This window comes from Sphingobium estronivorans (assembly GCF_008692605.1).
GTDB classification, from domain to species: Bacteria; Pseudomonadota; Alphaproteobacteria; order Sphingomonadales; family Sphingomonadaceae; genus Sphingobium; species Sphingobium estronivorans.
Map to the genome: position 1 here is coordinate 58,147 of NZ_LFCT01000021.1, position 12,920 is coordinate 71,066.

At 61.2% G+C, this 12,920-nt stretch carries 12 protein-coding genes; 3 read left to right on the plus strand and 9 right to left on the minus strand.

Annotated elements, in window-relative coordinates; all coding sequences use genetic code 11:
* Positions 1-29 precede the first annotated feature (29 nt).
* The 9 genes from F7P65_RS15205 to F7P65_RS15245 form a co-directional block, all read right to left on the minus strand.
* Complete coding sequence (locus F7P65_RS15205; RefSeq protein WP_205452096.1) at positions 30-1,649, minus strand: flavin-containing monooxygenase; 1,620 nt, start codon at positions 1,647-1,649, stop codon at positions 30-32.
* Between the two features lie 68 nt (positions 1,650-1,717).
* Entirely contained in the window at positions 1,718-2,491 is a 774-nt protein-coding gene (locus tag F7P65_RS15210; protein ID WP_150293189.1) for an SDR family NAD(P)-dependent oxidoreductase, read from the minus strand.
* 352 nt (positions 2,492-2,843) lie between these two features.
* Positions 2,844-2,993, minus strand: a complete 150-nt coding sequence (locus F7P65_RS15215; RefSeq protein WP_150293191.1) for a lmo0937 family membrane protein — start codon at positions 2,991-2,993, stop codon at positions 2,844-2,846.
* Between the two features lie 186 nt (positions 2,994-3,179).
* The gene (locus tag F7P65_RS15220; protein ID WP_150293193.1) at positions 3,180-3,659 is read right to left on the minus strand and encodes a pyridoxamine 5'-phosphate oxidase family protein; all 480 of its coding nucleotides are present in this window, start codon (positions 3,657-3,659) and stop codon (positions 3,180-3,182) included.
* Between the two features lie 345 nt (positions 3,660-4,004).
* Positions 4,005-4,841 carry an SDR family NAD(P)-dependent oxidoreductase gene (locus tag F7P65_RS15225; RefSeq protein ID WP_150293195.1) on the minus strand — a complete coding sequence of 279 codons (837 nt, stop codon included), beginning with the start codon at positions 4,839-4,841 and terminating at the stop codon, positions 4,005-4,007.
* Positions 4,842-4,896: 55 nt separating this feature from the next.
* Entirely contained in the window at positions 4,897-5,298 is a 402-nt protein-coding gene (locus F7P65_RS15230) for a pyridoxamine 5'-phosphate oxidase family protein (RefSeq protein WP_150293197.1), read from the minus strand.
* A gap of 15 nt (positions 5,299-5,313) precedes the next feature.
* The gene (locus tag F7P65_RS15235) at positions 5,314-6,591 is read right to left on the minus strand and encodes a DUF1214 domain-containing protein (protein ID WP_150293199.1); all 1,278 of its coding nucleotides are present in this window, start codon (positions 6,589-6,591) and stop codon (positions 5,314-5,316) included.
* Positions 6,588-7,853 (minus strand): sulfotransferase family protein, encoded by a 1,266-nt coding sequence (locus F7P65_RS15240; protein WP_150293201.1) that lies wholly within the window; start codon positions 7,851-7,853, stop codon positions 6,588-6,590. Before F7P65_RS15240 ends, F7P65_RS15235 begins: the two co-directional genes overlap by 4 nt.
* A 243-nt stretch (positions 7,854-8,096) precedes the next feature.
* Complete coding sequence (locus tag F7P65_RS15245) at positions 8,097-8,801, minus strand: TetR/AcrR family transcriptional regulator (protein ID WP_150293203.1); 705 nt, start codon at positions 8,799-8,801, stop codon at positions 8,097-8,099.
* A 158-nt stretch (positions 8,802-8,959) separates the two neighbouring features.
* On the opposite strand from F7P65_RS15245, the gene F7P65_RS15250 reads away from it, so the two are divergent.
* The 3 genes from F7P65_RS15250 to F7P65_RS15260 all read left to right on the plus strand — a co-directional run bounded on the left by F7P65_RS15250 (position 8,960) and on the right by F7P65_RS15260 (position 12,917).
* A complete protein-coding gene (locus F7P65_RS15250; RefSeq protein WP_150293205.1) occupies positions 8,960-9,829 on the plus strand; it encodes an SDR family oxidoreductase in 870 nt (289 codons plus the stop codon).
* Positions 9,830-9,926: 97 nt separating this feature from the next.
* The gene (locus tag F7P65_RS15255; protein WP_150293207.1) at positions 9,927-10,928 is read left to right on the plus strand and encodes a zinc-dependent alcohol dehydrogenase family protein; all 1,002 of its coding nucleotides are present in this window, start codon (positions 9,927-9,929) and stop codon (positions 10,926-10,928) included.
* A gap of 351 nt (positions 10,929-11,279) precedes the next feature.
* A complete protein-coding gene (locus F7P65_RS15260; RefSeq protein WP_150293209.1) occupies positions 11,280-12,917 on the plus strand; it encodes a flavin-containing monooxygenase in 1,638 nt (545 codons plus the stop codon).
* Positions 12,918-12,920 lie beyond the last annotated feature (3 nt).

Sequence of the window (12,920 nt, forward strand, 5' to 3'; positions counted from 1 at the left end):
TCAACGGCATGCAACGGGCGCGCGGTCCCTCAGGCATCGCTCCTCGACCTCACAAACCCTTCATAATCATTGTGGACCGCATGGGTGCAGGCGGCCGAATATTGCGGGAAGCCACCGACGTAGATCATGAACCCGCCCTTCTTTCCTTCGATATTCTTGCCGTTATACCAGGAGTCGGCGAGCTTGTGCACGGTGCCCTCGGAAATCATGTCGACATGGTCGTGCCACTGATTTTCGGCTTCGGGGGTGGTATCGATCCTCGCATAGCCCTCCCGCTCCATGTCGTCGATGACGTCCGCGGTCCAGTTGACCTGCCACTCGCCCGTGGTGATCATCTGGGCCTGGGCCGCCGGAGTAGTCGGGCCGTGGATCATGAAAAGATTGGGGAAGCCCGCAATCATCGAACCAAGATAGGTGGTCGGCCCGTCGGACCATTTGTCCGCGAGCTTCACGCCGTCGACGCCCTCGATGTCGATCCGCATCATCGCGCCGGTGATCGCGTCGAAGCCGGTGGCCGTGACGATCACGTCGAGATCATAATCCGCCTTGGCCGTGCGCAGGCCCGACGGCGTGTAGGCGACGATCGGATCCGATTTCACGTCCACAAGCGTGACGTTGTCGCGGTTGTAGATCTCATAATAGCCGTTATCGACGCACAGCCGCTTGCCGCCGATCGGATAGGTCGTGGGGCAGAGCAGCTCAGCCGTCTGCGGCGACTTCACGGTCTCGCGAATCTTCTTGCGCACGAATTCGCACACAATGTCGTTCACCGCCATATCGGTCATGACGTCCCTGAAGACCACGAGCATCTGCATCGCCTTCTTCGAGTTCCACGCCTGTTCCAGCATCGCCTCCTGCTGCTCGGGCGTGCAGTCGTGCGCGGAAATATCGGTATATTCTACCAGCGATGCGCCGTAATTTTTGAGCATCTCCTTCCGCCGCCCGGCATAGTCGCTCTTCCATTCATTTTCATATTCCGCGTCCAGCGGCCGGTTGCCCGATGGCATGCTGAACACCGGCGTGCGCTGGAAGACGAACAGATGGTCGGCCTGTTCCGCGATGAGGGGAGCGGCCTGGATGCCGGTCGAGCCCGTCCCGATCAGGCCGACGCGCTTGCCCGACAGGTCCAGCCCTTCGCGCGGCCATTGCGTGGTGTGATAGATGTCCCCGGTGAACGTCTCGCGCCCCGGCCAGTTGGGGGCATTGGGCACGGTCAGGCTGCCGGTCGCCGCGATCACATAGCGGCAAATGACCTCTTCACCCTTGTCGGTATGGACATGCCAGCGGTTCGTCGCCGCGTCGAACCGCATCTTCTGCACCATCGTGGAGAGCCGGATATGCTCGCGAAGCTGGAAACGATCCGCGACATGGTTGGCGTAGCGCTCCAGATCGGGCTGGGCGGAAAAATATTCCGGCCAGCGCCACTCCTGCTGCAAATCCTCGTCAAAGCTGTAGGAATATTCAACGCTTTGAATATCCACCCGGGCGCCGGGATAGCGGTTCCAGTACCATGTGCCTCCTACGCCGTCGCCGGCTTCGAAACACAGGACGTCATAATCCTTCCGCAGGCGGTGGACGGCGTACATCCCCGAAAATCCCGCGCCGATGATGACGATATCGACATTCTTGACCAAAGCATTTTCCTGCACGTCTTAACCCCAGCGAAGCTCAATATTCAGTCTCAAAATCCGGCGGACGCGGGATGCGCCAACACCGGTCACTTGTCAAAATCGGGAGGCGCGATCGCCGGCATCCGGGCCGATGCCGCGCCATCGACCGACAGGATCACGCCGTTCACGAAACTCGCCTCGTCAGTGGCGAGAAAAAGCGCCGCCGCCGCAATTTCCTCCGGCCTGCCGAACCTTCCGGGCAGCAAGGTCGCCTCATAGGCCGGAACGCCGCCCGGCAGGTTGTTCGCCCAGGCGAGAATGGCCGGCGTCTCGATCGAGCCGGGCGCGATGGCGTTGATGCGCACGCCGCTGCGTGCATTCTCCACCGCCGCCGATTGGGTGAGATGGTTGACGCCCGCCTTGGCGGCGCCATAGGTGGCGAGACCCGGCGCCCCGGCAAATCCGGCGCCCGAGGAAATGTTGATGATGCTGCCCGACCGGTTGGGCAGCATCGCGCGCAACGCGGCCCGCGTTCCATAGAAGGTCGACGACAATGTGAGGGCGAGAACGCGGTTCCATTCCTCATCCGTCGCATCGGTGAGCAGTCCCGCCACCGACTGGCCGACATTGTTGACCATCAGGTCGATCCGGCCGAACCGCGCGACGACATCATCGACCAGCGAATCGACTGCTCCCGCCCCGGTGACGTCGCAGGTCTGCCCGACGATCCGTTCCTGGCCTTCGGCGGTCCGGGCGACGGCATCGGCGTTAATGTCGGCGGCGATGACGCTCGCCCCTTCCGCCGCGAATCGACGGGCAATAGCAGCGCCGATGCCCGATCCCGCCCCCGTGACGATGGCGATCCGCTTGTCCAACCGCATTCTTCCACTCCTATTTCGACAAGCCCGGCCATTCTTTCGTCCCGCGACCGGCGGGAAACGAGAACGTTCGTATCCATATCTAGCCTGCCACTGGCATGGAAGACGATCCGATGCAACCGGATAGCCGCGCCCGGAGCCTTTTGATTTTACATTGGCCCAGAGCGGCGCAATTGGACCCGTCGCCACAGATATTGGCGACGGGTCCCCATGCAGCCTGCCCACGCCCATATGGTCGGGTTGGCCGGAGCGCTGACCCGCCTCTGCGCGGGCGGACGCCGATAATTACTGGGCCAGGAAGCGTATGATCACTCCTTGGAAAGGCGCCGGGCGGATCACACCGGCGCCTTTCCATTCAACCGACGCGGCGTCCCGTCACGAGATTATACACCAGGACAATCAGAGCCAGCACGAGAAGAAGATGGATCAACGCGCCGCCGACCGGGACCACAAAGGCACCCAAGGCCCACAACACAAGCAAAATCAATATGAGAGTCCAAAGCATGATCGATCTCCAAAAGAGAGAGAAGGTGCATCTTTAATTGTTACGCACGGCGATAGTTCCCCGCGATGAGCCGATAGCGGTGACCTCTGCCTCCACAGCCTGCCATTTCTCGGGCTCTTCCTGCAATTCGCGCGAACACCCCGCGTCCGCTTGGCCGCGACAGAAGATTGGTCGTTGTCCGCCCGATCATTTGGCGGTGGTGTCGAGCTTTGCGTGACTGCCTTCCTCGCTCGGATTGATTTTCCCGCCGAACAGCATCTTGAGCTTTCCGGAAAGCGAGACATCCGCCTCCCACATTTCCGCCTCATCGATGTCGAAACGCAACAACGCCAGATTAGGGTCAGACTTACCGCCGGGAAACCAGGCCTCCACCTGCTTGGACCAAAGCCTGTCAATCATCGCCGGATCATTGTCGATTCCCACCTTCCCTGACAGGCAGGCGAAGAAATCATGGCCCTTTGAGACGAACTGGCCCATCGCTGGTCCGCCTGTGGCGAGGCGGTTATCTTTGCCAATGAAAAACCAAAGTGTATCGACCTGACCCTTGTCAAGCTGTGCCGTAAGAGGCTCGCTATGGTTTCTGCCACCTGTGAGGCCCAGCATCATGAATGGACTGGCCGTCATACGATCCCAAAAATGTTCTTTCAGCTTTTGCGTGTCAGTCATGGCCATCTCCCAGTTGCTGGAGACCAATATACGATCAATGGGCATGAAAGGTCCGCGCATCGGTCATGGCAGAATCTACCGTCGTGACCAGCTTCCCCGGTGAACGGGCGAGAGTCCCTTCAGTCGAACGGCACCGGGCCGATGGATAAATCATTGGTTATATAGGATTTATTTGTGAGATTGCGCCCCGCATCCTTGATCCCGATGTCCCTGCCCAATAGGCCAAAGATACTCCGATGATGCTGGGATCAGAGCCCAGGTCGAAAGGGGGGCGCGGCCGGGATCACTGCGATTCACAGCTCACCCCGGCCGGGGGCTCCTTTTGCGTGCGTTGAACGGGGCTTATCAGGACGCCATGTAACTGCCGCCGCTGACGCTCAACATCTGCCCGGTGAAATAGGACGACGCATCAGAGGCCAGGAAGAGCGCGGCGCGGGCGATGTCGTCGGGACTTCCCGCGCGCCTCAGCGGCAGGTCGTCGCCCGAAATATAGCTGTCGGTGCCGGCGGCGATCCGTGCCCGCGCATCGTCCGGGTCGCCGAAGACATCAAAGGCGAAGCGCCGCCAGTTGCTGCCGCTGGACACGTCCTCGCGCGAATAGGGGATGATCCATCCCGGCGAGATGGCATTGACGCGTACGCCCTTGCTCGCCCATTCGAAGGCCAGGGCGCGGGTCAGGGAGTCCACATAGCCCTTGGTCCCGGCATAGTTGACCATCCCCATGCCCGATTTCGGCACGACCGAAGAGGCGGAGGAAATGTTGATGATGCTGCCGCCGCCCGACGCCAGCATGGTTTTCCCGACGGCCTGGATGCAATGGATGACGCCCCGGATGTTGAGGTCGATCTCCCAGTTCAGCGCGTCGTCGTCCTTTTCCTCAAAGGGGGAAATGGTCCCCGGCCCGCCCGCATTGTTGATGAGGACGGAAATCGGGCCGAAATGCTCCATGGCCTGGCGGGTCATCGCTTCCACCGCCGCGCGATCCGTCACGTCGGCTTGCAGGGCGATGGCGCGGCCGCCGAGCTTTTCGGCGCGCGCGGCGACTTCGCGCGCCTTGTCCATGTCGCGGCCGACGATGACGACATTGCACCCTTCCGCCGCGAAATGCAGGCTGAGGCCGATGCCGATGCCGCTGTTGCCGCCGGTGATGATCGCGGTCTTGCCCGCCAGTTGCAGATCCATGGGAGAAAGCCTTCGTTCGGAAATTGTCGACAAAATTACAGGGCGGCGGATCGCCTCAGGGCTGGACCCAGACCTCGGCCACATCGATCGTCACCGTCGCCCGCTGCGCGTCCGGCGCGTCATAGGGATATTGGTCCATCCCCATATGATGGCGGGCGATGCTGTCGATGAAGACCCGATCCGGGTCGTCGGCCAGCACCGCCCGCCCCCGGATTTCCAGATAGCGCATGGGGTTTTGCGGATCGATCAGGCAGAGCGAGACGCGATCGTCCTTCACCAGATTCTTATATTTGCCGCGCGTTTTCAGGGTGCTGAAACGGACCTGCCCCTCTTCCAGAAGCGCCGAAACGGGATGCACGGAAAGCAGCCCGTTCGCCTTCGTCGTGGCGCAAAAGCAGGGCGTCCTGTTCTCGAACAGATCGAGATGCGACGCCGGGATTTCCTTCTCCAGACCCATGGACTGTTCCTTCGTTCAGCAGCTTCTTTCGCGCAACGCCACATGGCGCTGGCGGATGGCGATCGCGGCTCGACGCTCCTGCGGCGTCAGGCGGACGGTTTCGGCGGGCAGCAGCGCATCCAGCGCGTCCGCCTTGATCCGGCGCATGGTCACGTGCGGATTGTCCTGCGTCCATATCCAGCGCCAGATCAAGAGTCCTGTCGTCCGGCCGCAAGTGTCCAGCCAATTGGCGATACCGGGGTCCCGATGCGCGACCACGATACGTGCCACGCCGTCATCGTCTATCCTGATCTGGCGGCAGTTCAGGCTGGTCTGGTGATTGGCATAGTCCATGCTGACCATGGCGTTATTCTGTAACTGGAACGACCAATATTGCGCGTCCGGCGGTGTGAATTCCAGCAGCAGCATCTCGTCTGCGGACAGTTCATAGCCATTGTTGCCGTAGAGAATATCCTTGGCGCCGCCGACATAGGATTGCGCCTGATTGAAATGACCGGCTTTGCGCTGCCGATGATATTCCTCCATCCACGGCGTCCAGAACAGGGCATTGCTCTCGATCCACGCCGCCGCGTCGTCCAGCAGGCCGGCCATGCGGGCGGCGGTGACCGGGGTGGGAGGCAGGCCTTCATGCCCGATCTGCTCGATCGCGATGGAGGGCGGCGCTTCGCTTTCCCAGTCGAGGAAATAGCAGCGGATGACGAGTTGCCGTCCCTCCGGGTCGAGCGGCAGCCAGTTGCCGTCGCGCGGTTCGCCGCCCAGAATAATTTCGAAACGTCCATCGGGATCGACCGAAAATGCTTCGTCGAAACGCACCGTGGCATAGGTCCGGGCGTCGCCCTGCTGCATATAGCCCTGCGATATTTCGACCATCATGTCGAAACAGTTCCGGCGTTCCCCGAAGAGGCGATAGGTTTTCGAAGGGTCCAGCCGGGCGACGAGGTAACGATTGTCGGCATTGTCGCCGGAATGTTTCACGCCGTTCCCATTATGCACCCACATCGGCACTGCCGGATCGGCATGATCGATCGCGGTGCGGATGCCGCCATTGACGACGCCCGCGAGATAGTGGAATGCGTCGACATAATCGAGTTCGCTCCAGTCGATATCCATCGCCAGCATATGCTCGCCCGACCGCTTGATGGCGTCGCAGAAATCCGCCCAGGCCTGCCCGTTCTTCAGCCGGGCCGCGTTGGCGCCGTCGTCGCGCGGTTCCGCCCTGACAAAGCGTTTGCGTGACGATCCCCCCGCACTCGCGCCGCCGATCCGTTGTGGCGTGTCCTTGTCCGTCGTCATGACTGTCCCTTGATCTCGTCGGGCACGCCGTAACGCGCCTGATAGCGGGTGAAATAGGGCCGGTCGCGGGCCACGCGTTCGGGCGAGGGATCGTCGTAGCGATGGCTTCCATGCGATGCGCCCTGCTTGGACGCCAGATAATCCATGACCTTGCGGCGCTGCGCCGCATCGAAGCTCAGTCCCAGCCGTTCATAGACCAATTCCAGCGCAGCCAGTGGATCGTCGACCAGTTGCGCGAACACTATGTCGGTTATCGCGTCTTCGCGGATCACGCCCTCGTCGCGCAACGCCATGACGCCCTCCAACTGTGCTGCCATGCCGGGCGCGAGCATGAGGTCCTCGAAGGCGGACGAATTGAACTGCTGGTCGCTTTTTGCCCAATAGAGCGTGCCCAGCAGGCTTGTTACCGAAGCCATGGTTTTCAACGGATCGCGATGCGTCTGGATAAACCGAGCATCCGGATAGATTTTGAGAAGCTCCGGGATGTGCGTCATGTGGTTCGGCGCCTTGAGCAGCCAATGCGCCTTCGGATTCCGATATTGCAGGATCTTCAATATCGTGCGGTGATATTCATAGGCCGGTGTCCAGTCGTGGCTCATGATCCACTGGCTGTAACTGGGCGACTGGTAAAAGGCGTCGATCTGATCGGCGATGAAGCTGTGGCCCATGATCTGGCCGCATTCGATGGGAATATTACCGCCAATGTCATGCATCGCCTCATGCTCTGGAACGATGCGATTGATCTGGGTGAGCAGGCGATCCGCCTGCTCGATGCGCGGATCGCGGGCACAGGTCGCGGCTTGCGAGGGCGGGACGGGAAATACCGCCTCCCAGCCCAGCAGCACGCGGAACCGTTCATCCTGCGCCAGCAATTCATACAGGATGGTCGTTCCCGAACGCGCGGTGCCGATGATGAACAGCGGCCGGTCGATGACGACATCGTGGATGTCGGGATTACGCTTCAGCAGGTCGGTGATCTTCAGCCTGTTCTGGAGCCAGTTGAGAATTTCCGTCCGCGCCGCCATCCGGCCCATCAGGTGAAGGTCCGCCTCCGTTTCCAGGCCGTGCAGCAGGACGCTGAACGGTTCCCGCCAGGCGTCGCCGCCAAAATCATCGAGGCCGGTGTTGCGCCGCGCCCAGTCAAGCAAGGAGTCCGCATCGAGCGGCACCAGCGCCGGAAGGTCCAGGCAATCCGCCTCCGCATTGACACGGGCGACCCACTCAGGCCGCCTCGGCGCGCGCCAACCGGTTGTATCCGCCAATCACCCCTCCTGCTCCCACCACCATGCCCACATCCTCAATAGGGTACCGATGGTATTCATAGGGATGAATGAAGTCGCGATCCTCATTTGTCAACGCTCTGTCGGCGGATCCGGGCGAAGGTCGAGGCGCCGCGCGGGCTTTACCAAGGTCCGATGAGTCAAACTCATCGGACCTTGCTATTAATCGCCAAGCCTCCAAGAAGAAGGGGTACGGCCGTTGTCCATGTCGTGTGGGCAATCGGCTTAGCCGAGTTCTGCCTGTAGTTCCCGCAAGGTCTCCTTCATATCCTTGGGAATTTTCGGCAGGTATCCAGCAATACAGGACAGCACGGAAATTTTCAGAAAGAGAGCGAAATTCTCTTCGGACAGCCGGCCGGAAAAAACATCATTGATGACCGCATATTGCGTGTTGGAGATCTGGGTGCAGATCAGTTCTTTCAACTGCTGGCTCGGCCGCATCCGCGTTGCGGCCAGCGCATTGTCCAGAAAGGGGAAGACGTGCGACAGCGCCATCTGCTTCAGAACGTCATAAATCGCCTGATCGACATTGGGCGAAAAGAATATGGGCGACAACGCCTTCGAATAGCTCCGCGATTTTTCGATGACGTCGCACAGGCGATCAAGCCGCTCAACGACATCGGCGACCGTCGCAGGATCGTTCTTGCTCGAATCCAGTTCGAGGGATTGGTGGAAGAATTCCTTGATCGCGACACTGATCATCGCCTCGCGATTATCGAAATAGAGATATAATGTACGCAGAGCGACGCCGGCCCTCTTGCTGACGCTCCTGATCGTGGCGCTGTTAGGACCGCCCTCCTCAATGATCGCCAATGCAGCCGCGATAATGCGAGACCGGCGTTCGGTCATCGAGCGGCTATTATAGGTGCGGCGTTTGCCGAGCGAGGCCGCCGGATCGACGGGGGCGGGGTTGTTTTTCGTTCTTGGCATGCGCCTCTCATGGATCCATCATTATACTGGCAGCACGGCTGGTCATGGCTCGTACAGCACCATGCACGGTCTATAGCAACATTGCCTGCCTTTGAACAATAATATACCATGATCTACATATTGCACATAATCATCCATTGAAAACGGGAGGGGGGATCATGGTGAAACCAGCGATCGAGAGACGGCTTGCGCTGGTCACGGGCGGATGCGGCGGCATCGGCATTGCGTGCGCGCGTCAGTTCGGGCAGTCGCACGATCTGCTGTTGGTCGATATTTCGCGAGAGCGGCTAGCGACGGTTTCCGCGCAATTGGGCGAGGAAGGCTATGGGATCGCCGGCACGCTGGCGGGCGACCTCGCCGCGTCCGAAACCCAGGCGGCGATCGCCGGGCTTCTTGCGGACCATGGACCGCTCGGCGTCGTCGTCCATGCCGCGGGCATCGCCCATGGCGTGTCCGACTGGCAGACGGTGATTCGCACCAATGCGCTTGGCACGATGCGCTTGCTGGAAACCGTCGAACCCTTTCTGGTCCATGGCACCGTGGGCCTGTTGATCGCATCGGTGGCGGGACATCTCGCACCCGCGAACCGGGAGGGTGATGCTCTGCTCGATGCCCCCTGGGCCCCGGATCTGATGGATCGGATCGAACCGATACTGACCGAGATGGCGAATGACAAGGCGGGGCATTGGGTCGGCTATTCCGATCTTTCGGGGCCCGCCTATGGCCTGTCGAAGCGCGCGACCATCCGCGCCGCGGCCTTGCGGTCGGCGGCTTGGGCGGAACGCGGCGCGCGCATCCTTTCGATCTCGCCCGGCATCATTTATACGCCAATGGCGCGCCGCGACATGAAGGATGGCAAGGCGGCGGCAGCCGTGCTGGCGCAGACGCCACTGCGCCGTTGGGGGACGCCGATGGACATCGCCCGCACGGCGGCCTTTCTGGCGTCGGAGGATGCCTCCTTCATAACCGGGACCGACATTCGGGTCGACGGCGGCATGATCCCCGTCCGCCTCGGCGCAGCCTGCTGATAGGTTGGACGTTCAACAATAATGAATCGCGTTGCAATGTTAAAGGACGGGTGACAAGAATGCCGCCCGATGCAGATGAGGAAGGATTCTTGCCAAGATGAGAGTAGTTCGCCTCCCCGAGCCGGGCATTGAAAAGCTGAGCCTGACCCAGGAACCGGATTTGACGCAGCCCGCACCGGGCGAAATTCTGGTCCGCATCGGCGCAAGTTCGCTGAACTTCCACGATCTCGCCGTGGTCGCGGGACACATTCCGGTCGCCGCCAATATCGTGCCGCTTTCGGACGGGGCGGGAACCATAGTGGCGGTCGGCGAAGGCGTCAGCGAATTCAAGGCCGGCGATCGCGTGGTATCGACATTCTTTCCCGGCTGGTCCGACGGCCCTGTCCCCCGGACGATGCCCAAGACCATTCCGGGCGACAATGGTGACGGTTTCGCGCGCGACCTCGTCTCCGCTCCGGCGCATGGCTTCACGCTGGCGCCGCAGGGCTATAGCGACGTTGAAGCCGCGACCATCACCTGCGCGGGCGTCACCGCATGGCGCTGTCTGGTTCCGGCGGGGCAGATCAAGGCTGGCGACACCGTGCTGGTGATGGGCAGCGGCGGCGTATCCATCTATGCGTTGCAGATCGCCAAGGCCATGGGCGCGCGGGTGATCGCGACCTCCTCTTCCGATGAGAAGCTGGCGCGCATGGTGGAACTCGGCGCCGATGAGATCATCAATTATCGCGAAGAACCGAAATGGGGATCGCGGGCCAAGGCGCTGTCCGGCGGTGGCGTCGACATTGTAGTCGAGGTCGGCGGCGCCGCGACGATGGCGCAGTCGATCGAGGCGACGCGAAATGGCGGAACCATCTCCCTGATCGGGGTTCTGGCAGGCGTGCAGGGGCCGGTTCCGACAGCGCGCATCTTCACCAAGCAGGTGAACATCGCGGGCATTTCGGTGGGCAGCCGTCAGCATCAGCGCGATCTGGTGCGCGCGCTGGAGACCACGGGAATACGGCCGATCATCGGCAATCGCTTCCCGCTCGAAGCCTTGCAGGAGGCGTTTGCAATGCAGGCTGCGGGCGGTCATTTCGGCAAGATCGGCATCGAATTCTAGGGCGTCTTGCGAGCGGGCAGATGATGCCATCTGCCTGGAAGAATATTGTAAAATCCCGTTGAAGAAGGAGGCTTGCCTCCGTCTTCAACGGGATGTCGTCCGCCTTGTACCTGGCCCCTCGGCAACTCTGCCAAAGAAGGCGGCACAGCCCGACCAGCGCCGGACGCGGGACCGGCGATTCCCATCCCATGTGAACGGGCGATCATGCGCCTGCCCCCCCAACGCCATCGCGGCCAACCGGCGCGTTATGGGGCGTTCTCGTCGCCATTGACCGTTCCAAGAAATTATATCATGATATACTTGTTTACGCCCCCAGACAGCGATAACCGGTGGCGCGCGAAGGAGGATGGGATGCCCGAAAACAGCCGAGACAGCGAAATTCTTGACGTTCTGGTGTTGGGTTGCGGATTCGGTGGTCTGCACGGCCTTTATCGGCTTCGCGAGGACGGGCACCGCGTCATCGCGCTGGAGGCCGCTCCCGAAGTCGGCGGCACATGGTATTGGAACCGCTACCCCGGGGCGCGCTGCGACGTCGAAAGCCTGGCCTATTGCTACACATTTTCGCCGGTCATCGATGCGGAATGGCGTTGGAGCGAACGCTATGCGGCGCGGAACGAAATCGTTTCCTATCTGAAATGGGTGGCGGATCGTCTCGACCTGCGCAAGGATATCCGGTTCAATTCGCGGCTGACCAAGGCGCATTTCGACACGAATGCCGCGCTCTGGCATTTCGAAACCGAAGGCGGCGAAACATATCGCGCGCGCCATTTCCTAGCTGCCGCAGGCCCCCTCTCCGCCCCCATCATGCCCGACATTCCGGGACTCGACAATTTCAGGGGCGAGGTCATTCACACGGCGCGATGGCCCGAAACCTATCCCGATTTCGCCGGCAAGCGCGTCGGCATCATCGGCACGGGATCGTCGGGCACGCAGGTCATCCCCATTGTCGCGCAGCAATGCGAAAAACTGACGGTTTTCATGCGGACGCCCAATTTCTATTCACCGGCGCATAACCGCCCGCTGACGGCGGCGGATCATGCATGGTGGGAGGAAAATCGCGAAAAAACGCGCGATCGCCTGCAAAAGGGCCAGCGCTGGGGCGGCGGCGACCTGATGCTGGACGATGAGATCAACGATGCCATGTACAAAAAGGCATCGGAATTCTCCGCCGAACAGCGCCGCCAGATCTACGAGGCGCGTCACGCCAATGGCGGCGGGGTCGTGGGATGGGCTTTTGCCGATGCCATGATCGACAAGGAGGTGAATGAAGAGGCGGGTAATTTCCTCCGTGAAAAGGTCCGAGCCGTTGTCGACGATCCCGCCGCCAAGGACAAGCTGACGCCGCGCGGTTTTGCCTATGGCACCAAGCGGGTAACGGTGGGGACGGCCTTCCCCGAAACCTTCAATCGCCCGAATGTCGAACTGATCGACGTCAAATCGGACCCCATCCAATCCTTCACGGAAAGGGGCGCCATGGTCGGCGGGCGCGAGATCCCGCTCGATTTCCTCATCGCGGCGTCCGGCTTCGATGCGCTGACGGGCGCCCTGACCGCCATCGATGTGCGCGGCGATGCCGGCCAGTCATTGAAGGAGATTTGGGCCGACGGACCGCAAACCTATCTGGGCATCAGCGTCCGGGGATTTCCCAACATGTATATGATCGGGGGACCCGGCAGCCCGTCGGTCTTCACCAATGTGGTCATGACCAACGAGATGCAGGTCGAATGGATCTCGGACCTGATCGGATATTGCGAGGCACATGGTCATGCCCGCTGCGAAGCGGATGCCGATGCGCAGGCGGGCTGGACCGAAAAGGTGAACGGACTGGTCAAGGGGAATTTGTGGGAGTCCGCCGAAAGCTGGTATGTCGGCGCCAATGTGCCGGGCAAACCGCGCGTCATCCTGGCCTATGTCGGCGGCTATGCGGCCTATAAGGCCGAATGCGACGCGATCTGCGACGCGGGCTATCCGGGCTTCCGTTTTTCCTGACCG